We start from the raw sequence: 24,384 nt of genomic DNA on the forward strand, positions 1-24,384 counted from the left end.
GCGTTTAATTGGCCTCATATCCGGCAGCTTTGAAGAAGTTTCTGCACTGTAGCGGGTCGAACAGGTCGCATATGTCCTTGAGCGCGTTGCATAAGGCGTCGAAGGATCGCGCGGCCTTCTTTCTGAGCAGCGCCTTGAGTTTCGAGAAGGCCATTTCGATTGGGTTGAGGTCCGGCGAGTAGGCCGGCAGCGGCAGCAGCCAGGCACCGCGCTGGCGCACCAGCTCGGCCGCCCGCTCGCTCTTGTGGAAGGCGACATTGTCGAGGATGACGACGTCGCCCGGTTTGAGTTCGGGTGCAAGCTGGGTTTCGACATAGAGTTCAAAACGCGCCTTGTTCATCGGCGCATCGATGATCCAAGGCGCGATCATGGCATGGCATCTCAAGCCGGCGATGAAGGTCTGCGTCTTCCAGCCGCCGAACGGCGCGGATGTTCGATAACGTTGGCTCTTGGGCGCCCAGCCGGTTCGCTTGGTCAGCCGTGTGTTGGTCGAGGTCTCGTCAATGAAGACGAGGCGCGTCAAGGCCTTGTCGAAGAACGGTTTGCGCCGCCCGATCCAATGCTCGCGCGCCTGCCGGATGTCGGGACGCTGGTGCTCGCTCGCCCGGAGTGTCTTTTTTTGTGACTGAGGCCCAGCCGGTGAAGCAGACGGGCCACGTTCGACCGGTGCACCGTGATGCCGCGCCCGTCCAGCTCCACGCACAGTTCATCGAGCGTCAGATCGCCATTCTCGGCCATCCGCTGGCGCACGAAGTCGGCATGAGCGGCCAGCTTGCCGCCGCCAGGGCCGTGGCCTTGCCGGCGCGGCTCAAGCGTACCTCTCTCGGCGCGCAGCTTCATCAGATCGTTCACGAACTTCGGCGAAACCCTAAAATGACGCGACGCCTCACGGTTGCTGTTGCCCTCATCCACAAACGCCGCAACACGCTTACGCAACGCCATCGGTAACGGCTTGCCCATCACGGTTCTCCCTTCCACCGCAATGAATCATCAAACCGTCACTCTGGGAATCCCGAATCCTTTAAAGGGCGACGCGCTTTAGACGACGCGCAACAAGTCCTGTTCCTTATGGACGTTTACCCAAAGCCGCCGCGCAGCTTTGGTCGACATGCCAGCTGCCGCATGCAGGATCAGAACAATTGCCAGGCGGCAGTCAGGGCCACGGCGGCGAGAAGCGCCACCGCGCCAAGGCGAAGTGGAAGATGGAATGACCGCGGCGTCGGCTGCGGCTCGGCATCCTGGAAGCCGCTCATCGAGACACGGGCGGCCTGCTCCAGCTTGTTCGCATCGGCAACCATCATTTCGTTCTCCCAGGTCGCGCACGGGGAGGCACGGGCGGGTTTCCGGCGCATCGACAGCCGGCAACGCAGGATCGGACTTTATGGTGAACAGAGGGTTAAAGGCCTTCGCCGCGAAGCCTGGCGCCATAGGGCGCAATCAATCCGTCTCGAAATTGCCATGCGGGACGGTGAGGCGGTATTCCATACGGTCCTTGCCGATCTCAAGCGTCGCGGAGCCGTTCAGCGACATCGGCACGACGCGCTCCAGCGCCACGCTGCCGAAGCGCTTTTCATTGCGCGGCGCGTCGCCGACCGCCTCCGTCCAGGTCAGCAAAAGGCTGGGCGAGCTTCCGCTTTCGGGTTCAAGCCTTGCGCTCACTTCGACATGGCCGTCCGCTTGCGACAGCGCGCCGTAGCTCACCGAGTTCACAGCCAATTCGTGCATCGCCAAGCCGATATGCAGGGCGGCATTGGGATTGAGATAAGGATTGTCGCCCGCGAACCGCAGGCTCCGCGCCAGATCGGCGCTGTAGCGGCCGACCTGGCCGGATACGAGTTCCTGCAGCGCCGCTCCCCGCCAGTTGGAGGATGTGACCAGATCCTGGGAGGAAGCGAGCGATTGCAGCCGGCCGCGAAACCGCGCCAGGAACTCACCGAGCGTTTCCGTGTAGCGTCCTGTCTGTGTGGCGATGCTCTGGATGATGGCCAGGAGGTTTTTCGATCGGTGACTGACTTCTCGCAGCAATGCCTTCAGCGTCTGCTCGCGACGTTTCTGCTCCGTCGTTTCCACCATGGTGGTGACGATGCCGAGGACTTCGCCGGCGTCGCTGCGGTCGGCATCGATCCAAAGCTGGAACCAACGGACACCCTGGCTTCCTGGAATGCTGAGCTCGAGCTGGTCCGCGTTGCCGGATTCGATCACCTTGAGCTTGACGGCGCTTATGCGTTCGGCCTGTGCCGGGGAAAGCAGGTCCTTGCCGTCGGCGGTTTCGGAGGCCCAGGGCGCGCTCATGTTGCGCGCCCAGACCGTTTTCATCTGCCGATCCTGATAAAGAACCGAGATTCCGGCATTGTGCAGGGCATGAAGCAAGGCTCGCCCCACCTGCATCCCGCTTTCGGCGGGATGCATCGCGATCACCTCGCCGTCACGCTTTTCAGTCCTGTCCTTGGTGGGATCCTCGGGAGGCATCGGAACATCCCCGCACTCGGTCCTTGAACGGTTCAATCCGCAACTGGTTCCGACGCCGCAGGCTGTCCAAAACGGTCCGCCGGACGGCGCTCTTTCGAGACGCCGCCCGGCGGTGGCTGGAAACCGTTTGAGGGGTGCGGCTTCCAGTGTCGCGTCAGGCTCTCCTGAAGAGGCCCGCGATGAGCGAAATCACCAGGAAGGCGAGGAAGATGAAGAACAGGATTTGCGCGATGCCCGCCGACGTGCCGGCGATGCCGCCGAACCCAAGCGCGCCGGCGATGATCGCAACTACGAGAAATACGAGCGCCCAGTACAGCATGATGCGTCTCCTTGTTATGTCGGAAAAAGAACGTGGGTCGGTGCCGTTTGTTCCACCATTTGCTGAAAAAGACGATCCCCTTTGAAGACACTTTTCAGATCGCAAACAGATGAGCCTCATGCGAGGCGCGAGACCTCGCATGACGCTCAAAACGGTCCAGAACTCGGAGCGGATCAGGCGGCGGCCTTGGCCTGCCGGTCGAAGAACAGAGCCTGGCTGATCAGAGCCTTGACCATGTCGGGATTGAAAGGCTTGGTGACCAGGAAGGCCGGCTCGGGGCGTTCACCGGTCAGCAGGCGTTCCGGGAAGGCGGTGATGAAGATCACCGGCACCGGTGTCGACGACAAGATCTCGTTGACGGCCTCGATGCCAGAGCTGCCGTCGGCGAGCTGTATGTCGGCCAGCACCATTTTCGGCCGCGTCTTGCCGAACATGGCCACTGCCTCGGCATGTGTACGTGCCGTGCCGACGACCCGGTGGCCGAGGCTTTCGACCATCTCCTCGATGTCCATGGCAATCAGCGGCTCGTCCTCGATGATCAGCACATCGGTCGCGACCTGTCGCGAAATCTCGCTGCTTGCCTGCGCAAGCAACTCCGAGAACTCGTCCTCGTCGACGTCGAGAATCTCGGCGGCCTCGTCCTCGCTGAAACCCTCCACGGCGACAAGAAGGAAAGCCTGCCTCGGCAAGGGCGCGATTGCGTTCAGATTGGCGGCCGCCCGCTGCTCCCAGGCTGTCTGGGCCTGCTCCTGCGGCACGCGGATGGCAACTGAGGTGAAGAGCCTGGCAAAGACCTTATATATCGCAATACGGTCGCTGGAGGCTTCGGGGAAGATATTGGTGTCGGCGATGATGGCTTCCAGCATCGCGGCGACCAGCGCGTCACCGCTTTCCTGCGATCCGGACACCGCGCGCGAGAAGCGGCGCAGGAACGGAAGATGCGGAGCGATGGTTGCGGACAAACTCATTATTTACGTCTCCCTCAGATGACGTTGCACGTTCAAGGCCATGCTGTTGCCAGCCCCTGGAAAACCAACGCCGGCTTCCGGAAAAAGTTCCGCCGGCCATGGAACTAAATTAGCAGGCCGGCGTTTCCGGGTCTCGGGTTGGGCAACCAGACGAGGGTTCCGCTTGCGTTGTGGGTTGAAGTCGAAGAGCGGTTCCGGTGCTGGAAACTAGGGCTAACATGAAAGAAATGTCAAAAAAACAGATGGCTGATGCCAAGAGCAGGCATCGGAACGGGGATGGCAATCCGCTTGGAGCAAACTCCGAAATTGCCCGCAAGCTCAAGCAATATTACGACGAGCTGGTCTCGGATCATGTGCCGGACCGTTTCGCTCAGTTGCTCAGCCAGCTGGAACAGACCGAACCTGCCCAGAAAAAGGACTGAGGCATGGCGGCGGTATCCCAGAGCTTCAAGACCGAGCTGCTCGGTGCGATCCCGAGCTTGCGTGCTTTTGCCGTGTCGCTGACGCAGAACGCCGACCGGGCCGACGACCTCGTCCAGGAAACGCTGGTCAAGGCGTGGGACAAGCATGAGAGTTTCCAGCCGGGCACCAATCTCAAGGCCTGGCTGTTCACCATCCTGCGCAACGAATTCTATTCGCAGATGCGCAAGCGCGGTCGCGAAGTGCAGGACAGCGACGGCATCATGACCGCCAGGCTTGCCGTCCATCCGGCCCAGCACGGTCAGCTCGACCTCAAGGATTTCCGCGGCGCGCTCGAGCAGCTGCCCGAGGACCAGCGCGAAGCCATCATCCTGATCGGCGCTTCCGGCTTTTCCTACGAGGAAGCCGCCGAAATCTGCGGTTGCGCGGTCGGCACGATCAAGAGCCGGGTCAGCCGGGCGCGCACCAGGCTGCAGGAGATCCTCAAGATTTCCGGCGAGGACGAGTTCGGACCTGACGCGATCTCGGCGCAGGTGACAGGCTCGAACGCCGCCTGATTTTCGGGGCGCGGAGCGCCGCCTGGCTTCCCTAAGTGCGATACCGGCCATCTCGGTGGGCGTGATCGGCTGGCCGAGCTCGGTGTTCACGAGGACTTGCTTGTCAGGTCGGGCCGCAGTTCTATTCTATTCGGCGGCATGGAAACAGTATCTGCAGCATCGGTCTTCCGCCTCCAACTGCTCTTGGACGGGCTGCGGCCGCTCGGTCCGCGAGCCAAGGCGGCCGCCCTTGCCGTGGGGGCCGTGCTTTTCTGGGCGACATGGCCGACACTGGCCACGCTGGCGAGCCCCGCGCCTCCGTTCCTGGTCTTTGGGCTGGCTGCGGCCGTAGGCTTTGTCGCCGCGCTTTTCATGGCGTTCATGCGTGGGCGCACCGCCTCCTTCGTCGCCACGCCGTTCCGCACGGTCCTTCTGGTCAGCGTCGGCCTGCTCGTCAACAATGTCCTTTATCTCTTCGCCATGCCCAGGATCGGGCCAGCGGAGGCGAATGTCGTCGCTTATCTGTGGCCGGTGATGCTGGTGCTCATCATGGCCTGGAAGCGGCGTGAACGGCTCGGCCCGTCGCGCCTGGGGAGCATTGTCCTCGGCTTCGTCGGCGCGGTGGTTGCGATCGGCCCCAGCTTCGCGCTCGGCTTCGACCTTTTTGGCGTGTTCCTGGCATTCTTGAGCGGTCTTACCTTCGCCATCTATGCCGCGGTCCGCTCGGATGGTCGGGAGGCCGAGGACGTCATCGGGCCGTCAATGGGACTTCTGGCGGTGCTTGCGCTGGCCTTGCACTTCGGTTTCGAGGCGCCGATCAGCCTTTCCCCATCCCAGCTGCTGGCGATCGCAGCCATAGGGATCGTTCCGTTGACGCTTTCCAACGCGCTTTGGGATCGGGCGACCAGGACAGGCCATACCGCGCTGATCTCGGCAATCGCCTATGCGACGCCGCTGGCCGCGTTGTCCCTGCTCGCGCTGCTCGGCGTCGGCGATGTTTCTTATGGGGTAGCCGCCGGCGCCGTGCTGATCATCATCGGGGCGCTTGGCGCATCCGGTATCTGCGGAAGGATCCCCGGTTCGCGCAAGCCGTAGCGAAGGTGAACGGGCAGCCTGTAGGGCGGATTCGGCGGACCCTGCGTCAGGCCGAGGGGACCCGGCCGCAGGCCATGGCCACGGCTTCGATCAGATCCTCGCCCGAGTAAGGCTTGGTCACCAGGCGGATGTCGGGGAACGAACCCCGGATTTCCTCCGGATCCGAATAGCCGGAGGCGAATACGAATGGCACGCCCTCGTTGCGCAGCCGGGCGGCGAAATCCAGGGTCGAGACGCCGCCGAGCATAAGGTCGACAACCGCCGCGTCGAATCGCGCGGACAGCGCTTGCCCGTCGATCTCGACGATCTCCCGGGCGATCGTCACCTCCGCCGCGCCATGGTCGCGGCAAAGCTGCTCGACATCCATCGCGATCAGGAACTCGTCTTCCAAGACGAGGATACGCAGTCCGTCAAGCAGTGCTGGCACTTATCGGTTTCTCCTGGCAGGACCGCACTGATGCGCGGAATTTGTTGGCATGTCATTTAAAAAAGACATGGCTAAAAGCACAGGCGTGGAAGCCTGCGGAACCCCTGCCGGTCTCAGGCGTTTTTCTGCGCCCGCAAGGGCAGGGATTTCGAAGAGGGGTCGAAATGTCCAGCCAAAGCGCACGTCCGATCGCCAGCCGTCAATATCGTTGCGAAAAGTGCCCATTGCGGCCTCTGCCTGCATTCCGCGAGTTCGACAAGCAGGAACTGTCATTCATCAGCACCTTCAAGCGCGGTGAGCTTGCCGTCGACAAGGGGGCGACGGTCCTGGTCGAAGGCAGCCACAGCGCCCATCTCTACACGGTGCTGTCGGGCTGGGCGTTCCGCTACAAGCTGTTGCCCGACGGGCGGCGACAGATCCTCAATTTTTCCATGCCCGGCGACCTCATCGGCCTGCAGGGCAGCCTGATGGGCGAGATGCAGCATTCCGTCGAAGCCCTGTCGCCGATGCTGCTTTGCGTCTTCGAACGCGAGCAGCTGCAGGAACTCTACCGCAACCACCCCGGCCTTGCCTACGACATAACCTGGATCGCTTCGCGCGAGGAGCGAATGCTGGACGAGAACCTGCTCAGCATCGGCCGTCGCACCGCGCTCGAGCGCGCCGCCTATCTTATCGCCTTCATCGCCAGTCGGGCTCGCGGCGCCGGCCTGAACGGCAAGACGCCGGTGCAGATCCCGATCACGCAACAGCACGTCGCCGACACGCTTGGCCTCTCGCTTGTCCACACCAACAAGACGATCCGCAAGCTGATGGACCGCAAATTGGTCCTGTGGCGGGATGGTGGCTGTGAAGTGATCGACTATGATGGGCTGAAGAAGCTGGCCCGCTGGGAAGGGCTAGGGGAGGACCGCAGGCCGCTGATCTAGGGCGTGTTCAGATTCAGGTGAGGCCGGCCTGACCTGAATCTGGACACGCTCTAGGGTGCTGTGAGAGGCCAGGCCCGGAACCATGGTGCAGAACGGGCGTTGAAACCAACGCAAACGCAAGGAGTTAGAGAATGGCAACCGCCGCAGGCAAATCCGCAACGGACCAAGCAACCACCGCCGATCTCGAAGCCGATATCGAGCAGTTGAAGGCGGATATCCAGAAACTCACCGAGCAACTCGCCAGGACAGGCCAGCACGGCTACGGCGCCGCGCGACGCGCGGCCGCGGACGGCGTCGAACAGCTGCGCGCGCAAGGCGAAGCCGCGTTCGAGAGCATGCGGGGAAGTGCCGAGGACATTGAGGCACAACTGATCGCCAAGGTCCGTGAGAAGCCGGTGACGTCGCTGGCGATCGCCGCGGGCGTCGGTTTCCTCTTCGCGCTTCTTTCCCGCCGCTAGCCTCAGATGGGGACGCTTGTCTCGCTGATCTCGGCCCTTGCCTCGGGCGAGGCCATGGCTGCTTTGCAAAGGGCGCGGATAACGGCCATCCTTTATGGGCTTGCGGCCATCTTCGCCCTCTGCGGCGTCGCCTTCCTCATCGGCGCCGCCTATATCTGGCTGGCGGCGCGCTACGGGCCGCTGGCGACCAGCCTGGGCTTCGGCATCGGGTTCCTGGTGCTTGCCGGGCTGATCATCGTCATCCACAAGCTGACCGCCAGCGCGCGCGCCAAACGCCGCGCGCGACGGCGACAGGCCGACATGACGGCGGTGGGTGTTACCGCCGCGCTTGCCCTGCTTCCGGCGCTTGCCAGGAGCAAGGGCGGGCTGGCAGCCATTGCGGCGCCCGCCCTGGCTGTCGTCGCCTACGCCATCTATCGGGAGAACACCAGGCCGTCGCCACCAGAGCGAGGTCCAGACGATCTGCATTAGGCTGTCGAGGTCTCCAGCGTGGCGGCCTGCTTGGGCATGACTATCGCGGCTGGCTTGCTGGCGAGGTTCGAAGCCTGCTTCGGGCCTCATTCGTCCAATGATCCTCAACGTGGTATCACCCGCTCGGAACCTTCACGGCAAGGGCTCGTTACCCGATCGTGCCGTGCCCGAAACGCTTGGCCAGACACGCAACATGGAGGCCAATCATGACCAAGATCGTTCCTGAAGACAAAGCCCGCCAGGGACACTGGGGTTGGCACGCGTTAAGGATTCTCGTAGCCGGCCTGTTGCTGGCCTTCATTGCGTGGGGTGCGGTGGAGATTTACGGGGAATTGATAAAGTCGCCGGCTTCCGGCGAGCAGCACGTGCCGCAGCCGCCTGGCACCGAGCAGGGCGCCGCTCCGGGCCAATCGACCGCAAAACCCTGAAGCAGCGCCGTCTTCAAGCTGCCTTTGCGCTGACGCCGCTCGACGGTACAAGCACGTTCAACGCGCCGGGGTGGATCTCGATCGTGGTTTCGCGCTCGAGCCTGATCAATTCGCCGTCCAGGACGGCGCTGAATTTCCTGGCGGGCGAGAGGACCTTGAGGACAACCTTACCGGCCTGATGAACTTCGACATGGGCGCTTCGGCGCAGCCGGCCGCGCAGCATGTCCAGCAGCAGCTTTGCCAGATGGTGACGCCGGCGCGCGACGCTGACATAGACGCCGAGCACGCCGCCGGCCGGATTGTCGGCATAGGGCAGGTGGCCCTCGCCGAACAGATTGTTGGAGATGCCGATGCCGGTCGTGCGCATCACGATCTCCGCCTTGCCGATGCTCAGGCTCACTTTCAGCGCCGGTGGATTCTTGATCGCCGCCCAGGCGGCGCGCACGGAGGCCTGCATCTTTCCAAGGCGCGAGCCGAAATCCATTTTCTCGCGCAGCTGGACCATCTTGGCATGCATGCCGATCGAGAACTGATGCACGAAAGGCTGGCCATTGGCGCTCGCCATGTCGACGGCGATCACCTCGCCATCGGCAAAGGACCGCAGCGCTGCCTCCAGTGTCTGCGGGATGCCCAGGCCGCGCGCGAAGAGGTTCATCGTCCCCGCAGGTAAAATGGCCAGCGCCTTCTTCTTGTTCATGAGAAGGGAGGCCGCGGTCGAGATCGTGCCGTCGCCGCCACCGGCAAGGATCACGTCGATGTTGCGCCTGGCGATGGCCTTCTCCAGCGCGGCAGCGACATCCCGGCCGGCAACGACGTCGATCTCGACCGAATGTCCCGCAGCTTCAAGCGTCTGACGCAACTGGCCGGAAAAAGCTTCCATGTCGATGGTGCGGAGCGTGCCGCCGTCCCGATTAAGCACCGCAGCAAACCGCATACCCGCTCCGTTTCCCTTCAGGCCGCCTTGAGCCGCCAGACCCTCAGCCGCAGGCTGGAACGAGGATGCGGCCGCAAAGGTTCCAGCGCAGGTTTGGCAACCCAGACGCTCGTGAACGTGTTGTGGTTGGAACAACACCCCGCTCACAACGTTGTGAACCTGTCGACACTGCCGCTCCCGACCGCCGTTCAGAGGCTGGCCGCGTGAGCAGCATGCACAAATCAGGCACGAGGAGAGACCATCATGATCCGCACTCTTTTTGCGACCACCGCGATCGCTACACTGCTCGCAACCGGCGCCGTTGCGCAGACGACGCCCGCTCCGGCCCCACAAGCCCCGGCAGCCGAAACCACGGCTCCGGTGCCGCGCGCCGATGGCGCGCTGATGTCCAACATCATCGGCGAGTCCGTCTACAATGGCACCGGCGACGACGCCCAGAACATCGGCAAGGTCGATGACGTCGTCTTCGATTCCAGCGGCAAGGCCAAGTCCGCCATCATCGGGGTCGGCGGTTTTCTCGGCGTCGGCAAGAAAGACGTCGCCTTCGACTACGCGAAGCTGGAATGGGCCGAGAAGAACGGCGACCGCTGGCTGGTCGCCAAGTCGACCAAGGATGAGCTGAACGCCCTGCCGGCATTCGACCGCAAGCCTTATGATCCGGCGCCGGCGCAGTCGACCGATGCCACGCAGCCCGCCAACAACACAACGACGGCACAGGCTCCGGCGGCCGCGCCGGCCGAGCCGGTAAAGAAGGCCGAGGGCAACCTCGCCTCCAACATCATGGGCGAGTCAGTGTACAACGGCACCGCGGACGACGCCCAGAAGATCGGCGACGTGAAGGACATCGTGCTTGCCAAGGACGGCAAGGCCGAATCGCTGGTGATCGGCGTCGGCGGCTTCCTCGGCATCGGCACGAAGAATGTCACCTATGACTTCGCCAAGGCAAAATGGGCCGAGAAGAATGGCGACCGCTGGCTGGTGGCCGAGACCACCAAGGAGGAACTGCAGGCGCAGCCCGACTTCAACCGCAAGGCCTATGATCCGGCGCCGGGCAACACCGCGGCCGCGAACAACGCTCCCGCGGCGACCACGCCCGCGGTGGTGTCTTCGGACACGACCTCCGACAAGGGCGCCAAGCCGGCAGAGCCCGCCAAGTCGACGGCCGAGACCAAGCCTGCGACGCCGCCGGCCCAGAGCACGGCCGAGAACAAGCCCGCCGACAACGGCACCGCCGCAACCGATCAGACCAAGACCTCGTCCATCGACAAGTCGGCGCTGACGGAAATGCCCATGGGCAATATCAGGGTCGACGATCTGAAGGGTACGACGGTCTATGGCGCCAACGACGAAAAGATCGGGTCCATCGGCGACGTCGTGCTGACGCCCGAAAACAAGCCGGACGCGGTCGTCGTCGATGTCGGCGGCTTCCTCGGCATCGGCGCTAAGGAGGTGGCGGTCGGCATGGACAAGCTCAAATTCATGACCGACAAGAACGGCAAGAAATATCTCTACACCAACTTCACCAAGGAACAGCTGCAGGCGCAGACTGCCTATGACAAGAGCAGTTATGCCGCCAATCGCGACCAGCAGCGGATGATGCTGAAGTAAGGGAATAGGGCAGTAGGGCAGTAGGGAGCGATTCCCTACTGCCCCTTTTGCCTACTGCCCTACTGCCTTGGCAACGCACCCAGCCACGCCATCCTCCGTCAGTTCCGCCAATGCCAGCGACTGGTCGAGGTGAGCGGCTCGCCAGGCAAGCATCTTCTCCGCGAACTCCAGCCGTACCGGCAGATAGGCCGGGTCGTTCGCCACGTTGTTCAGTTCTCCCGGGTCTTGCGACAGGTCGAAAAGAAGCGCCGGCAGGCCGCCACCGAAATGGACATATTTGAAGCCGGCCGAGCGGATGACGGCGAGATTGCAGTCGCGCGACTCCATGCCGAAATGGCGTTCGGCTTCGCCCGCCGCGATCGTGCGGAAGTCGAACTCCCAATGCGCGGCGTCGCGCCAGTTTCCGGGCCGGTCGCCGTCAAGCCACGGCGTGAGCGAGCAGCCGTCGAGATGGTGCTGCGGCGCGGCGCCAATAAAGTCGAGCAAGGTCGGAAAGACATCGACGGCTTCGGTGAAATGCTCCACGGATGAACCGGCCGCGGCTCTTCGGCGCGGGTCGCGGACGATCAGCGGAATGTGGTAGCTGGCATCGAAGAAGCCGCCTTTGCCCAGCATGAAATGGTCACCCATCATCTCGGCATGGTCGGATGTAAGGACGACGATGGTGTCGTCCCAGGCGCCGGCCGATTTGATCGCCTGCCAGATGCGGCCGAGCTGCGCATCGACCTCCGAAATCATGCCGTAATAGATCGCGCGGATGCGGCGGAAATTCTCTTCGCTCCAGTCCGGCACGTTGCCCTCCATTCCTGGAACGAATTTCGTTCTTTTCTGGAGGGCGAGATCATAGGCGAGATAGGGGTGGCTTGCGGCTTCGGCTTGCCAATTTGCCGCCCGCTTGAAAGCGGGGCCTTCAGCCGGATCGTACATCGTATTGTAAGGCTCCGGCACGATGAAGGGCGGGTGCGGGCTGATGAAGGAGATGTGCGCGAACCATGGCGCGCCCTTCTCCTGCTCGCCAAGCCAGCGGATAAATTCGCCGGCCAGGAAAGCGCTCGGCGTCTGGTCCTTCGAATAGACCGGCGGCGCGTCGCTGGTGACGTCGCATTCCGCCTGCCCTCCGGCCGGACGGTGGATGCCAGGGCTGCCGGAGCCGGTGTCTATGCCTTGCGCGCGCAGCCATGACAGCCACTGCTTCTGATGCTCGGGCAAAGCCTGTCGGACGGTGAAGCCAGGCAGCACGCCTTCATAACTGCGCAGGCGCGGATCCCCCACCGCAAGCTGGCGCGGGTCGAGCGAGACATCGGTGTAGCCGAACAGGGTTGGATCGTAGCCCGCCGCGCGCGCCGAAAGCGCGATGTTGGCATGGCGCGCGTCGAGCGGCGTGCCGTTGCGGCAGACGCGATTGTTCATTTGGTAGAGGCCTGTATAGAGACAGGCGCGGGCCGGAGAACAAGGCGCTGCCCCGCCATAATGGCGGCGGAAGAGCACGCCCTCGGCCGCGAGCGCATCCGCATTTGGCGTCCTCACGACCGGATGGCCGGCCGCCGATAGGCAATCGCCACGCCATTGGTCGCAAGTGATGAGGAGAACATTCGGGCGGCTCGTCGGATTGTCCAAGATCGTCTCCTTGTGGAAGCGCTCAGATGGAACGGAAATCACATGGGTTGCAAGCCGATGCTGGTGATGGATTGGTGAACATAGTTTGAACGGTCGTTCACGTTTATGATACAGTCCATCCTGTGTTTGCCCGCTTTGCCGCAGAGCCGCCCCTCCTCATATTGGCGTGGACAGCGGCGAGGGCCGCGCAAGAACAAGGGAAGGAGCACAACCATGCTCAATCAGATCCAAGGCCTGCATCACGTCACCTCGATGGCGAGCGACGCACGCCGCAACAATGAGTTCTTCACGAAAAAGCTCGGCCTGCGCCGGGTGAAGAAAACCGTCAATTTCGACGCGCCGGACGTCTATCACCTCTACTATGCCGACGAGGTCGGCACGCCGGGTTCGGTGATGACGTATTTCCCGTTCCCCGATATCGGCAAGGGCCGGCACGGCGTCGGCGAGGTCGGCACGACCGTGTTCTCGGTGCCGGAAGGCACGCTCGCCTATTGGGAAAAGCGCTTCGCCGATGAGGGCCTGGGCAATGTCGCCCGCACTGAAAGTTTTGGCGAGAAGCGGCTTACCTTCACCGGCCCGGACGGCGACAGCTTCGCGCTTGTCGAGGACAAGGCCGACAGCAGAGCTCCCTGGGTCAAGGGCGGCGTTCCCGGCGGCGAGGCGATCCGCGGCTTTCACTCGGTCTCGCTCCGGCTGAAGGACGGCGGCGCCACCGAGGAGCTCCTGAAGTTCATGGGCTATGAGGAGGTCGACAAGTCCGGCAATATCCGCCGGCTGGCGATCAAGAACGGCAATGGCGCCGATGTCGTCGACATCGAATCGCTGCCGGGCGCCGGCTTCGCCAATCTCGGCGCCGGCTCGGTGCACCATGTCGCCTTCGCGGTCGAGGATCGCGCCAAGCAGCTCGAGGTGCGCAAGGCGCTGATCGACACGGGCTATGGCGTGACGCCGGTCATCGATCGCGACTATTTCTGGGCGATCTATTTCCGCACGCCGGGCGGCGTGCTGTTCGAGGTGGCAACCAACGAACCGGGCTTCGACCGCGACGAAGACACTGCCCATCTTGGCGAGGCGCTGAAGCTGCCGACGCAGCATCAGCATCTTAGGCCTTATCTCGAAGAGCACCTGCAGAAGCTGGAAGGCTGAAGCCATGAGCAAGGACGCTTACCTCCACAAAATGCTGCCCGGTTCGCCGGGCAGCCCGCTGCTCTTTGTCTTCCACGGCACCGGCGCGGACGAGAACCAGCTTCTTGGCTTCGGCCGCGAGCTCGTACCTTCGGCGACGATCGTCTCGCCGCGCGGCGACGTGTCTGAGCATGGCGCAGCTCGCTTCTTCCGCCGCACTGGCGAGGGCGTCTACGACATGAACGACCTGGCGCGCGCGACATCGAAAATGGCGGGCTTCGTCAAGGCGCATGTCGAGGCGGCAAAACCATCGGCCGTGTTCGGCCTCGGCTACTCCAACGGCGCCAACATCCTGGCTTCGGTGGTGTTCGCCGAGCCGACGCTGTTCGATGCCTCGGCACTGATGCATCCGCTGATCCCGTTCGAGCCGAAGGTGCAGGGCAGCCTTGCCGGCCGCCATATCCTACTCACGGCCGGCAGGCGCGACCCGATCTGCCCGCCTAACCTGACGTCGCGGCTCGAGGCCTATTTGCGTGCCGACGGCGCGGATGTCACAGTGGAATGGCACGACGGTGGGCATGAGGTTCGGCCGAATGAAATCGAAGCGGCGCGGCAGCTGTTCGCGCTCGCGCCGGCTCCAAAGAGATAGAGCATGATGTCGTCCGAAAACCGCTTCACACTTTTCGGCATCATGCTCGGAGGAGGCAAGGACAATGGCTGACCAATTGCCCGAGATCGAACTGGAAGACCACGGCTCCAAGGGGCGCTATGTGCTGCGCGGCCCTGGCGGCGCCGAGGCCGAGATGACCTTCACCAAGATCGGCGAGCACCAGCTGATCATCGACCACACAGAGGTGCCGGAGGTCTTTCGCGGCCAGGGCGCCGGGCTTCGGCTCGTCACCCGCGCCGTGGAGGATGCGCGCGCCGTCGGCAAGAAGATCATCCCGCTCTGCCCCTTCGCCAACGCCCAGTTCCGCCGCCACCCGGAATGGGCGGATGTGCTGAAGCGGTAGAGGATTTCTTCCTTCCCCCCTTGCGGGGGAAGGTGGCCGCGCAGCGGCCGGATGAGGGGTGTTGGACGGATCGCCGTCCTTGTCAAGCTGGAACACCCCTCATCCGTCTCGGCGCTGGCGCGCCGATCCACCTTCTCCCACAAGGGGAGAAGGAAAAGAGCCAGCCTTCGCATTTGCGCCGGCCGGCCATCTTGCCTAAGTTGACGGTTCGTTCGGACGAAACCTGTCGTCCCGCCCGTCCCCGATTTGAATGGCTCCCCTGATGACCGATACCGATCTGATCCCCGTTTTAGACGGACACAACGACACGCTGCTGCGACTCTACCAGTCGAAGGAAGCCGATGTCGAAAAACTGTTCATCGAGGGAACGCCGGGTGGCCATATCGACCTGCCGCGCGCCAGAAAGGGCGGCTTTGCCGGCGGCATGTTCGCGATCTTTCCGCCGCCGGTCGAAAAGTCGAAGCGCAGCGCCGTGCCGCCGGCGCCGAGCGACAACGAGCCCTTGCCGCCCGAGCTGCCGCAAGCAGAAGCGATCACCTCGACCATCGGCATGGCTTCGATCCTGTTCAGGCTGGAGCGCGCCGGCGCGCTGACCGTCTGCCGCAGCGCCGGCGATGTGCGGGACGCCATGGCGAAGGGCTCGATCGCGGCGATCTTCCATATCGAAGGCGTTGAGGCGATCGATCCCGGGCTCGCCATGCTCGACGTGCTGCACGCCGCCGGGCTGCGCTCGCTGGGCATCGTCTGGAGCCGCCCGAACGCCTTCGGCAATGGCGTGCCGTTCCGCTTTCCCTCCTCGCCCGATACCGGGCCTGGCCTCACCGATGCCGGCAAGGCGCTGGTCAAGGCCTGCAACCGGCTTAGGATCATGATCGACCTCTCGCATCTCAACGAGAAGGGTTTTCGCGACGTGGCCGAGCTCAGCGACGCGCCGCTGGTCGCGACCCACTCCAACGTGCATGCGATCTGCGGCCATTCGCGCAACCTCACCGACTGGCAGCTCGGCGCGATCCGCGAATCGGGCGGCATGGTCGGCCTGAACTTCGCCACCGGCTTCCTGCGCGAGGATGGCCGCATGAACGCCGACACCAGCATCGACATCATGGTGCGACACATCGATTCGCTGCTGCAGGCGCTGGGCGAGGACGGCGTGGGCCTCGGCTCCGATTTCGACGGCGCCATGATCCCGGCCCCGATCGGTGATGTCGCCGGCCTGCCCAAGCTCATCGATGCGCTCGCGGCGCGCGGTTTCGGACGCGCGCTGATCGAGAAGATCGCTTACCGGAACTGGTTGAGCGTGCTGGAACGGACGATTGGGTGAAGCGCGACTTCGTCATCCACGGGCGGAGCAAGGAGCGAAGCGACGCGGCGCAGACCCGAGGATCCATTCCGTGACCTCACGGCGTTGCAGCGGTCCAGGATTTTGCTTCGCCGCTACCGACGAACGATATGCTTGCACCGTTGCGGCGCGCAGCGGTCACGGAATGGATTCTAGGGTCTGCGCCGCGTCGCTACGCTCCTTGCTCCGCCCTAGAATGACGACCGCGAGGAAGGCCTTAAAAAGCCATCCGCTTCAGCCATTCCTGGCCGACGCCGCGGTCGCGGATGATCGCCAAGGGGTTTTCCGCGTCGAGCCGGGCGCAGATGCGGTAGACCTCCAGCGTTTCCGCATTCATCTCGCCGCGCTTGAAGAAATACATCGCCGCCGCGTAGCGAGTGCGGCCGGACCACATCTCGCCGAGCGGCGTGTTCACCAGCTGCCACTGCTCGGCGACCTCTGCTTCCAGGTCTTCCGCTTCGCTTGCCATCGTCAGAAGTCCGCCGGCGGGTTGGCGGTGCGGCGGTCGAGCTTGATGAAGGGCCGCGGGACCACCTTCGCCTTCTTCATCAGCTTCTGGTACTGCAGCTCGCGCATGGCGTAGATCTCGACCCAGAGATCGTCGACGATCGTGTCGCCATAGGGCCGCTGCAAGGAGGCGAGCGCGATGTTGCGCTTGGCCATGGGCGACCACATCGCCGCGCTGACCAGCCCGACTTCCTGGCTCTTCCTGTAGTAGACGATGGCGTGCTCGGCCGGGATGTTGCCTTCGATCTCCAGCCCAACCAGCACATGGCGCAGCTTCTTCCTGGCGCGCGCTTCGAAGATGGCGCGGCGGCCGTTGAAGTGGCCCTTGTCCGGATCGATCATGAAGCCGAAGCCGATCTCGTCGGGCATGCGCAGACGGTCGGTGCGGATGGCATGCTCGGACGTGGTGAAGTCGGCATTGGCGACGATGAGGCCAGCTTCCAGCCTAGCGCGGTTCAGCGCGGTGTAGCCGATGGCGCGGATGCCGCGCAATTCGCCGGCGGCCATCAGCCTGTCCCAGAGGGTCAGTGCCTTGTCGGCCGGTACGAACAGCTCGTAGCCGAGATCCCCGGTGAAGCCGGTGCGCGAGATGGTGACGGCGCCACCGTCATGCGCGAATTCGGCAAGGTCGAAGATCTTCAGCCGCTCGACGCCGGCGAAGCCCGCGTCGCGCAGGATGGCGAAGGAGGTCGGGCCTTGCAGCGCCAGGCCGGCCACGGCTTCGGTCTCCTCCTCGACAGTCACATCGTATCGAAAAGCGCTGTCGAGCAGCCAGGGCAGATGCCGCTCCTGCGAACACAGGCGGAAGCGCGTCGGCGAGAGCCGGAACAGCGTCCCGTCGTCAAGCACGAAACCGTCGTCGTCGCACCAGGCGGTGTAGTGGACGCGGCCGGGCTTCAGCCTTGTGACGTCGCGCAGCGTGACGCGGTCGAGATAGGCCTCGGCGTCCGGGCCTTCAATCCGGTATTTGATCATCGGCGAGATGTCGAACAGCGCCGCCTGGCTGCGGATGGCGAAATATTCCAGCTCCTCGTCCCACAGCGAATGCGGCGCGCGGTAGCCGGCCCAATTGTACCAGTCCTGCTTCAGCCCCAGCGCGTCGATGCGGGGCTGGAACGGGGTTCCGAGCCGCAGCGTGCGGAAGTGGGATTGGGCTGCTGTGCGGGCGTCGCTTGACGGCTTTATGGTGGGATGATGGTTCATGACGGCGTTCCTTCGCCGTAAAGCGCTACTTCGACGAATTTCATCCTCATGCCCTCATCGCGATGATGCGGCGCGCGGCGTTGAGGCCGGGCGCGCCGGAGATGCCGCCTCCCGGATGCGAGCCGGCGCCGGCAAGGAACAGCCCTTCGAGCGGCGTGTCGTAGCCCGACCAGCCGGAGACCGGCCGCGACATCAGCATCTGGTCGGCCTGTAACTCGCCATGGTGCCAATGGCCGCCGGGCATGCGGTAACGCGCCTCGATGTCGGCGGGCGTCAGAAGCTCGGCGTGGCGCACCGTGGCGCCGATCCCAGGCGCATAGACTTCGAGCTGTGCCATGATTGCTTTCAGGAGTAGCGGCTTGCCGGCCGTCCAGCCTTCTTTCAACGCGTAGGGCGCGTATTGCACCAGGGCCGAAAGCACGCAGGCGCCGGACGGTGCAAGCGAGGGATCGGCGAGACTGGGCAGGGTGATCTCCATCACCGGCTCGGGCGAGAACGCGCCATATTTCGACGGGTTGAAGGCGCGCTCGACATGGTCGGGCGAAGGCGCGATGACGAGGCGACCCTTATGGCCGGCGGCATCGACGCCAGCGAATTGCGGCGGCCGGTCGAGCGCCAGATGGAGCTTCGCCGCATCGCCCTTCATGCGGACATTCCGGACCTTGCGCACGAAGCCGGTGTCGACCTCGCGCGGGCCGACGAGATCGAGGATCGTGGTCGCGGGATTGATGGCCGAGACGACGGTCTTTGCGCGCAGTGTCTCGCCGCTCTGCGTGACGACCCCCACGGCGTGGCCCTTCTCGACGATCACCCTGGCGACCGGCGAAGCGTGACGGATGGAGACGCCGGCCTTCTCCGCCGCGGCGCGAATGGCGGCAACGACGGCGCCCATGCCGCCTTTCGGCTGGACTTGCGCGCCCGCAAGGCCGCCGATCTCGCCGGCAAGTCTGTAGTAGAGACCGAGCAGCGAGGTCGGCGAGCGCGGCCCCAGATGCGAGCCGAGCGTCGCGTCGAAGGCGAGCAGGCCCTTCAGCGGGTCGTCCGAAAGCTGCTCGTCGAGCAGGTCGTAGACGTTCATCAGAAGCACGCGTAGGAAGTCGCGCATGTCTTCCTTGCCGAGCCGCTTCAACGCCAGCGCCGTCCGGCCGAGCCCGGTCATCTCGGCCAGCGACATGTTGCCGAGGTCAGGCGGCCGGCGCGACAGGAAAGGCTTAAGCACGCCGGCATAGCGCAGCAATTGCGCGCGCAGTTGCTTCCAGGCAGCTTGCTCCGAAGGGCTTGCGCCGGTCAGCACTTCGCCATAGGCGCCGTGCAGCACCAGCGGGCCGTCCTTGGACAGCGCCACCGACGGCACGAAGTCGCCGCGTTCGATCGTCACCCCGTGGCGTTCCAGCTCCAGCGTCTTCACCACATCGGGATGCAGGCGGTTGAGCAGATGCGCGACGGCGGAGACGCGGAAGCCGGGCGCGAACTCCTCGGTGCGCGCGGCGCCGCCGACCTCTTTGCCGGCTTCGAGCAGCAGCACCTTGCGGCCCGACTTGGCCAGCGTGGCGGCGGCAACGAGGCCGTTATGGCCGCCGCCGATGACGATGGCGTCCCAATTCAGTTCAGATGACGTCATGGGCCGGGCTCATATGCAGGGTCGGCTTGGCGAGATCGCGCAGGATCTCGGCGGCGGCGTTGCGTCCGGGCGCGCCCATGACGCCGCCGCCGGGATGGGTGGAGGAGCCGCACATATAGAGACCGCCGACCGGCGAACGGTATTGCGCGTAGCCCGGCACCGGGCGGTTGAAGAGCAGTTGGTCGAAGGTCAGCTCGCCCTGGAAGATATTGCCTTCGGTGAGGCCCACCTCGGCCTCGATCTCGCGCGGCGTGCGCACTTCCATATGGACGATGCGATCGCGGAAACCGGGCGAATATTGCGCGATCTGGGAAATCACGCTTTCGGCGAAGCCGTCGCGGTCGGCGTCGGTCCAGTCGCGCCCGTCTATCTTGGGCGGCGCGTATTGGACGAAGCAGCTCATGAAGTGCTTGCCCGGCGGCGCCATGGTCGGGTCGAGCGTGGTCGGGATCATCATGTCGAGGAAGGGGTCGGCAGACCAGCGCCCGGCCTTCCAGTCGTCATAGGCGCGCTCCATGCGTTCAATGGAATCGGTGAAATGCATGTCGGCGCGATAGACCGGCGAGTCCTTCGGCAGCGCCGGAAACTCGGGCAGCGAATCCAGCGCGATGTTGACCTTGCCGGACGAGCCGCGAATCTTGAAATTCCTGACACGGCGCAGGAAGATCTCGGGCAGTTCCTTCTCCTCGACCAGTTTCAGGAAGGTGCGCTTGACGTCGGCGTTGGAGATGACGAGCTTGCCAAAAATCTCCTCGCCGCCGGCGAGCACCACGCCCTTGGCCTTGCCGTTCCTGATCAGCACATGATCGACCTCGGCGCCGGTGCGGATGGTGCCGCCGGAAGCCTTGAAGGAGGCGGCCAGCGCCCTGGTGACGGCGCCCATGCCGCCGCGCGCATAGCCCCAGGCGCCGACCGAGCCGTCGACCTCGCCCATATAGTGGTGGAGCAGCACGTAAGCCGTGCCCGGCGACATGGGCCCGAGCGCCGTGCCGATGATGCCGGAGAGCGCGAAATTCGCCTTGATGACTTCGGTCTCGAAATACTCGTCGAGGAAGTCCGAGATCGACATCGTCCAGAAGCGCAGGGTCAGCGCCATCTCCTCGGCCGAGAGGCCGGCGAACTTCTTGCCGAGATAGAGCAGCTCGCCGAGGTCGCGCGGCCTGAAGCTGGTCGGGTCGGGCGCGGTGCGCATCAAGAGCGGCTGGATGAAGCGGCACTGCCGCGTGACGTCGCGCGAATAGCGATCATAGGCCTCGGCGTCGCGCTTCGAGAAGCGGGCGAACTCGCGGCGATGCGCATCGTGGTCGCGGTAGTTGGCAAGATAGTCGCCATCGCGCGTGAACACGGCGCCGCCTTCATAGGAGATCACCTGCAGGCCGAAGCGCGGCAGCTCCAGGTCACGCATGATCTCGGGTCGGAACAGCGAGCAGACATAGGAACAGTTGGAGTAGAGGAAGCCCGGCGTCAGCTCGCGGCTGGTGGCCGCGCCACCGACCCAGTCGTTCTTCTCGACCACTAGCACGTCCAGGCCGGCGCGCTGCAGATAGCAGGCGTTGACCAGTCCGTTATGTCCGCCGCCGATGACGATCGCGTCCCAGGCCTTCATGTGCGCAGAACCTCCATCCGGTAGCCCTATCTTTTTGTTTCTGCGCAACTCCTGACGGAAAACCGCTTCACGCTTTTCCCGAATTGCCCGGTGCCTTTGTTCCCCGATTGCCAGAATTTGGCACGGTTCACGGTTTTTTGTCCAGCCATTTTGAATGAATGTTCAACAAATGATGTTGCGTTTTCCTGTTGATGCGCTAGGCTTTGGCAGCATCTGGACTGATCCACATCGGCATTTGGGGCTGAAGATCCGATGATCGAAACGGCTGACGCCGAGCCGGAATATGACGACACAGCCATCCGTTTCCTCGAAGCGTTGTGGGGCGAGGGCTACCTGTCGCCGGGCGGTCCCGAAGAGGTCGATCGCGTGGTCGAAGGCGTTTCGCTCCAGGGCAAGACGATCCTCGATATCGGCTGCGGAGCCGGCGGCATCACGCTGCATCTGGTGGCAAAGCATGGAGCGGCTCGAGCCACCGGCTTCGACGTCGAAAAGCCGGTGATCGAGGCGGCAAGGCGAGGGGCGATAAGGCAGGGCCTCGAGGACCGCGTCAGCTTCGTCCAGGCGCCGCCGGGGCCGCTGCCTTTCACCGACGCCTCCTTCGACGTCGTCTTCTCCAAGGACGCGCTTTTGCATGTGCCGGACAAGGACGCGCTGTTCGCTGAAATCTTCCGCGTGCTGAAGCCGGGCGGGGTCTTCGCGGCATCGAACTGGATGATCGGACATGACGGCGAACCGTCGCCGGAGATGAAAGCCTATGTCGAGGCGGAGGGCTTGTCCTTCGCCATGGCCTCGCCGGCGCGCTACGCCGAAGCGATGCGGCGCGCCGGCTTCACCGACATCACCATCCGCGACCGCAATCCATGGTACCGCGCGGTCGCGCACGAAGAGCTTTCGCGGCTAAAGGGGGCGCTCTACGCGCAGGCCGCGGCAGCGGCCGGCGCGGCCTATGTCGACAAGAACATCAGGACCTGGGAGGCGATGCAGAAGGTGCTTGACAGTGGCGAGCACCGCCCCACTCATCTGCGCGGTTGGAAGCCGGTTGGATAGCCGGCGATGCTGGAGACCGTCACACCCATGAAGACTGAGGCGAGCGATGCTCTCTCCGAAACGGCATCCAAAGGCGATGCCGAAAAGCGCGGCCGCAAGGCCTCGAAAGAGGTCCGCCGGTTGCAGCTGATCGAGGCGACGATCGATTCGCTCGCCAAGCGCGGTTATGCCGAAACGACGATGGCCGACGTGGCCGACGGCGCGGGCCTGTCGCGGGGCATCGTCAACTTCCATTTCGAGAGCAAGGAAAAGCTGCTCATCGCCACGCTGCAGCACATGTATGACGAGTATTCGGCGCATTGGCGCACCGCCCTCCAGAAGGCGGGCGACGATCCGGCGAGACAATTGCAGCAGCTGGTGTGGGCCGATTTCGACCGATCGATCTGCAACAAGCGCAAGCTCGCCGCCTGGCTCGCCTTCTGGGGCGAGGCCAAGTCGCGGCCGACCTACCAGGCGCTGAGCAGCTCACGCGACGCCTATTACCAGCAGGTCTTCATCGATCTCTGCACGACGCTCAAGGAAAGCGGCGGATACAGCTATGACCCCCAGGCCATCGCGCTCGCGCTCAGCGCCATGCTCGAGGGCCTGTGGCTGCGGCTGATGATGGGGACGGAGGACACCACGCGCGAGACGGCATTGCAGGCGGCGAACGCGTTCTTAGCCGCCGCCTTCCCGAAACACTACGGCTAGCGAGAACTGGGGCTAGCAAAAACCGGGGTTAGCAACAGCCGGCCAAACAAGACCGGCAAACCAAAAGAGGATGGAACTGCATGAAGAAACTCAGCCGACGCCTGACTTTGACCCTGGCGCTTGGGAGCGCGATCGCGGCTTCGGCGGCGGCGCTCGCCGTCGCCGCCGACAAGGACCTGATCGTGTTCGACTGGTCCGGCTACGAGGATCCGAGCTTCCACGGCAAATATGTCGAGAAGAACGGCGACTCGCCGACCTTCGCCTTCTTCGGCGACGAGGATGAGGCCTTCGAAAAGATCCGCTCCGGCTTCAAGTCCGATCTCGGCCATCCCTGCTCGCAAAGCGTTGTGAAGTGGCGCGAAGCCGGGCTCTTGCAGCCGCTCGACACCTCGAAGATCACCGGCTGGAAGGACCTCAATCCCGGCATCATGGCGATGAAGGACCTCGCCACGACGCCCGACGGCAAGGCCTGGTTCATGCCGTGGGACTGGGGCGATACCCAACTCACCTACAATTCCGACAAGATCGCCGAAAAGGACGTGCAGTCGCTGAAGGTCTTCGCCGATCCGAAATACAAGGGCCGTGTTTCAATCGGGGACAATGTCGACGACGCCTATGCGCTGGCCAGCCTCGCCATCGGGTTGAAAGATTGGACCAAGATGACGGACGACCAGTTCAAGCAGGCATCCGATTTCCTGCGCCAGGTGCACAAGAATGTCCGCTCCTACTGGACCGACACCACTGACATCGTGCAGCTGCTTTCGGGTGGCGAAGTCGACCTCGCCTGGGCCTGGAACGACGCCACCGTGCAGTCGGCCGCCGCGGGCGTGCCGATCAAGTCCAAGAAGGACACCGACGAGGGCATCTCGACCTGGGTATGCGGCTACGTGTTGTTCAAGGACGCGCCCGGCAACATCGACAAGGCCTATGATTATCTCAACGCCGTCAACGATCCGGAAGTCGCCAAGGTGCTGGTCAAGGACTGGGGCTACGGCCAGGCCAATGCCAAGGGCATGGCGGGCGTCGACCCGGCGGTGCTGAAGGAAAAGGGCTACGACAATGTGGAGAAATGGGTTGACAAGACGCTGTTCCAGCAGCCGCTGCCGTCGGAGCTCAAGCTCAAGATGATCGCCGAATTCGAAAAGATCAAAGCCGGCTATTGAGCTTTATTTCGGGTGGCGGTTCTTGTTCGCTCGAATGGAACGAGGGTCATAACTCAGGTTGCACCATCGTCCTTTCGAGCGCTGGCGCCGCCCCTCACCTGCCTACCGGCATCCTCTCCCCGTATAGTGACGGGGAGAGGGGCGCTGTCATCGCTGGTTTCGCCAATGGTCAGCGCCGCAACAAGGAGAGCCGACGTTGCGGCCAGCCCCTTCTCCCCGTCACTATACGGGAGAAGTGCCCGGCAGGGCGATGAGGGGTAGCGCTGACTTCGACAATTGCTGGTCTCGGTCGCATGTTGGTCTGAAGCGGTTGCTCGCCGATCCCGCGGGCTCGCCAAAGCTCCTGAATTCTCCTAACCTCTCCCGATATGTCCGCGATGGGGGAGTTTTTCGC

Annotated in this window: 28 protein-coding genes; 15 read left to right on the plus strand and 13 right to left on the minus strand. The window is 63.8% G+C overall.

The window, feature by feature from the left end; genetic code table 11:
* Positions 1-4: 4 nt before the first annotated feature.
* The 6 genes from EJ069_RS33585 to EJ069_RS29415 all read right to left on the minus strand — a co-directional run bounded on the left by EJ069_RS33585 (position 5) and on the right by EJ069_RS29415 (position 3,756).
* Positions 5-580, minus strand: coding sequence for an IS630 family transposase (locus tag EJ069_RS33585; protein WP_245456713.1), 576 nt, complete (start codon positions 578-580; stop codon positions 5-7).
* Positions 520-960, minus strand: coding sequence for a transposase (locus EJ069_RS33590; RefSeq protein ID WP_245456268.1), 441 nt, complete (start codon positions 958-960; stop codon positions 520-522). The genes EJ069_RS33585 and EJ069_RS33590 overlap by 61 nt, the downstream gene beginning before the upstream one ends.
* Positions 961-1,130: 170 nt before the next feature.
* Positions 1,131-1,301, minus strand: coding sequence for a hypothetical protein (locus EJ069_RS32940; RefSeq protein ID WP_189476022.1), 171 nt, complete (start codon positions 1,299-1,301; stop codon positions 1,131-1,133).
* A gap of 136 nt (positions 1,302-1,437) precedes the next feature.
* Entirely contained in the window at positions 1,438-2,469 is a 1,032-nt protein-coding gene (locus EJ069_RS29405) for a sensor histidine kinase (RefSeq protein WP_126064109.1), read from the minus strand.
* A gap of 154 nt (positions 2,470-2,623) precedes the next feature.
* Positions 2,624-2,788 (minus strand): DUF1328 domain-containing protein, encoded by a 165-nt coding sequence (locus tag EJ069_RS29410; RefSeq protein WP_018429836.1) that lies wholly within the window; start codon positions 2,786-2,788, stop codon positions 2,624-2,626.
* A 173-nt stretch (positions 2,789-2,961) separates the two neighbouring features.
* Positions 2,962-3,756 (minus strand): response regulator, encoded by a 795-nt coding sequence (locus EJ069_RS29415; protein ID WP_126064110.1) that lies wholly within the window; start codon positions 3,754-3,756, stop codon positions 2,962-2,964.
* A 218-nt stretch (positions 3,757-3,974) separates the two neighbouring features.
* Here EJ069_RS29415 and EJ069_RS29420 point away from each other — a divergent pair, with 218 nt between their 5' ends.
* The 3 genes from EJ069_RS29420 to EJ069_RS29430 all read left to right on the plus strand — a co-directional run bounded on the left by EJ069_RS29420 (position 3,975) and on the right by EJ069_RS29430 (position 5,807).
* Complete coding sequence (locus tag EJ069_RS29420) at positions 3,975-4,178, plus strand: NepR family anti-sigma factor (protein WP_042641626.1); 204 nt, start codon at positions 3,975-3,977, stop codon at positions 4,176-4,178.
* A 3-nt stretch (positions 4,179-4,181) separates the two neighbouring features.
* Positions 4,182-4,733, plus strand: a complete 552-nt coding sequence (locus EJ069_RS29425; RefSeq protein ID WP_027166584.1) for an RNA polymerase sigma factor — start codon at positions 4,182-4,184, stop codon at positions 4,731-4,733.
* A 138-nt stretch (positions 4,734-4,871) separates the two neighbouring features.
* The gene (locus EJ069_RS29430) at positions 4,872-5,807 is read left to right on the plus strand and encodes a DMT family transporter (protein ID WP_126064111.1); all 936 of its coding nucleotides are present in this window, start codon (positions 4,872-4,874) and stop codon (positions 5,805-5,807) included.
* Positions 5,808-5,853: 46 nt separating this feature from the next.
* On the opposite strand, the gene EJ069_RS29435 is transcribed toward EJ069_RS29430, so the two are convergent.
* Entirely contained in the window at positions 5,854-6,234 is a 381-nt protein-coding gene (locus EJ069_RS29435) for a response regulator (protein WP_126064112.1), read from the minus strand.
* A gap of 164 nt (positions 6,235-6,398) precedes the next feature.
* Here EJ069_RS29435 and EJ069_RS29440 point away from each other — a divergent pair, with 164 nt between their 5' ends.
* The 4 genes from EJ069_RS29440 to EJ069_RS29455 all read left to right on the plus strand — a co-directional run bounded on the left by EJ069_RS29440 (position 6,399) and on the right by EJ069_RS29455 (position 8,517).
* Positions 6,399-7,160 (plus strand): Crp/Fnr family transcriptional regulator, encoded by a 762-nt coding sequence (locus EJ069_RS29440; RefSeq protein ID WP_126064113.1) that lies wholly within the window; start codon positions 6,399-6,401, stop codon positions 7,158-7,160.
* A gap of 131 nt (positions 7,161-7,291) precedes the next feature.
* Positions 7,292-7,618 (plus strand): DUF883 C-terminal domain-containing protein, encoded by a 327-nt coding sequence (locus EJ069_RS29445; RefSeq protein WP_042643003.1) that lies wholly within the window; start codon positions 7,292-7,294, stop codon positions 7,616-7,618.
* A 6-nt stretch (positions 7,619-7,624) separates the two neighbouring features.
* The gene (locus EJ069_RS29450; RefSeq protein ID WP_126064114.1) at positions 7,625-8,089 is read left to right on the plus strand and encodes a phage holin family protein; all 465 of its coding nucleotides are present in this window, start codon (positions 7,625-7,627) and stop codon (positions 8,087-8,089) included.
* A 206-nt stretch (positions 8,090-8,295) separates the two neighbouring features.
* A complete protein-coding gene (locus EJ069_RS29455) occupies positions 8,296-8,517 on the plus strand; it encodes a hypothetical protein (protein ID WP_126064115.1) in 222 nt (73 codons plus the stop codon).
* Between the two features lie 13 nt (positions 8,518-8,530).
* Here EJ069_RS29455 and EJ069_RS29460 read toward each other — a convergent pair whose 3' ends face one another.
* Complete coding sequence (locus EJ069_RS29460; protein ID WP_126064116.1) at positions 8,531-9,451, minus strand: diacylglycerol kinase family protein; 921 nt, start codon at positions 9,449-9,451, stop codon at positions 8,531-8,533.
* Between the two features lie 243 nt (positions 9,452-9,694).
* Here EJ069_RS29460 and EJ069_RS29465 point away from each other — a divergent pair, with 243 nt between their 5' ends.
* Positions 9,695-11,059 carry a PRC-barrel domain-containing protein gene (locus tag EJ069_RS29465; protein ID WP_126064117.1) on the plus strand — a complete coding sequence of 455 codons (1,365 nt, stop codon included), beginning with the start codon at positions 9,695-9,697 and terminating at the stop codon, positions 11,057-11,059.
* A 51-nt stretch (positions 11,060-11,110) separates the two neighbouring features.
* On the opposite strand, the gene EJ069_RS29470 is transcribed toward EJ069_RS29465, so the two are convergent.
* Positions 11,111-12,676 carry an alkaline phosphatase family protein gene (locus EJ069_RS29470; protein WP_126064118.1) on the minus strand — a complete coding sequence of 522 codons (1,566 nt, stop codon included), beginning with the start codon at positions 12,674-12,676 and terminating at the stop codon, positions 11,111-11,113.
* Positions 12,677-12,889: 213 nt separating this feature from the next.
* Between EJ069_RS29470 and EJ069_RS29475 the strand changes: the two genes are divergently transcribed.
* The 4 genes from EJ069_RS29475 to EJ069_RS29490 all read left to right on the plus strand — a co-directional run bounded on the left by EJ069_RS29475 (position 12,890) and on the right by EJ069_RS29490 (position 16,135).
* Positions 12,890-13,822, plus strand: a complete 933-nt coding sequence (locus tag EJ069_RS29475; RefSeq protein WP_126064119.1) for a VOC family protein — start codon at positions 12,890-12,892, stop codon at positions 13,820-13,822.
* Between the two features lie 4 nt (positions 13,823-13,826).
* The gene (locus tag EJ069_RS29480; protein WP_126064120.1) at positions 13,827-14,450 is read left to right on the plus strand and encodes an alpha/beta hydrolase; all 624 of its coding nucleotides are present in this window, start codon (positions 13,827-13,829) and stop codon (positions 14,448-14,450) included.
* A gap of 64 nt (positions 14,451-14,514) precedes the next feature.
* A complete protein-coding gene (locus EJ069_RS29485; protein ID WP_126064121.1) occupies positions 14,515-14,814 on the plus strand; it encodes a GNAT family N-acetyltransferase in 300 nt (99 codons plus the stop codon).
* A gap of 262 nt (positions 14,815-15,076) precedes the next feature.
* A complete protein-coding gene (locus tag EJ069_RS29490; protein ID WP_126064122.1) occupies positions 15,077-16,135 on the plus strand; it encodes a dipeptidase in 1,059 nt (352 codons plus the stop codon).
* A gap of 235 nt (positions 16,136-16,370) precedes the next feature.
* Here the strand turns inward: EJ069_RS29490 and EJ069_RS29495 are convergent, their stop codons facing one another.
* Genes EJ069_RS29495 through EJ069_RS29510 form a run of 4 tightly spaced genes read right to left on the minus strand, consistent with a single transcriptional unit; the run spans position 16,371 to position 21,090 of the window.
* A complete protein-coding gene (locus tag EJ069_RS29495; RefSeq protein WP_126064123.1) occupies positions 16,371-16,622 on the minus strand; it encodes a hypothetical protein in 252 nt (83 codons plus the stop codon).
* A 2-nt stretch (positions 16,623-16,624) separates the two neighbouring features.
* Complete coding sequence (locus EJ069_RS29500) at positions 16,625-17,863, minus strand: aminomethyltransferase family protein (RefSeq protein ID WP_126064124.1); 1,239 nt, start codon at positions 17,861-17,863, stop codon at positions 16,625-16,627.
* Between the two features lie 46 nt (positions 17,864-17,909).
* Positions 17,910-19,484 (minus strand): NAD(P)/FAD-dependent oxidoreductase, encoded by a 1,575-nt coding sequence (locus EJ069_RS29505; protein WP_126064125.1) that lies wholly within the window; start codon positions 19,482-19,484, stop codon positions 17,910-17,912.
* On the minus strand, positions 19,471-21,090 hold the full coding sequence (locus EJ069_RS29510; RefSeq protein ID WP_126064126.1) for an NAD(P)/FAD-dependent oxidoreductase: 1,620 nt from the start codon (positions 21,088-21,090) through the stop codon (positions 19,471-19,473). Before EJ069_RS29510 ends, EJ069_RS29505 begins: the two co-directional genes overlap by 14 nt.
* A 252-nt stretch (positions 21,091-21,342) precedes the next feature.
* On the opposite strand from EJ069_RS29510, the gene EJ069_RS29515 reads away from it, so the two are divergent.
* From EJ069_RS29515 to EJ069_RS29525, 3 genes are all read left to right on the plus strand, one after another.
* Positions 21,343-22,137, plus strand: coding sequence for a class I SAM-dependent methyltransferase (locus EJ069_RS29515; protein WP_126064127.1), 795 nt, complete (start codon positions 21,343-21,345; stop codon positions 22,135-22,137).
* 6 nt (positions 22,138-22,143) lie between these two features.
* Positions 22,144-22,827, plus strand: coding sequence for a transcriptional regulator BetI (gene betI / locus EJ069_RS29520; RefSeq protein ID WP_126064128.1), 684 nt, complete (start codon positions 22,144-22,146; stop codon positions 22,825-22,827).
* A gap of 80 nt (positions 22,828-22,907) precedes the next feature.
* Positions 22,908-23,990: an ABC transporter substrate-binding protein gene (locus tag EJ069_RS29525; protein ID WP_126064129.1), complete on the plus strand. Its 1,083-nt coding sequence runs from the start codon at positions 22,908-22,910 to the stop codon at positions 23,988-23,990.
* The last annotated feature ends 394 nt before the right edge of the window (positions 23,991-24,384 follow it).

It is taken from the genome of Mesorhizobium sp. M2A.F.Ca.ET.043.05.1.1 (assembly GCF_003952445.1).
Lineage (GTDB): Bacteria > Pseudomonadota > Alphaproteobacteria > Rhizobiales > Rhizobiaceae > Mesorhizobium.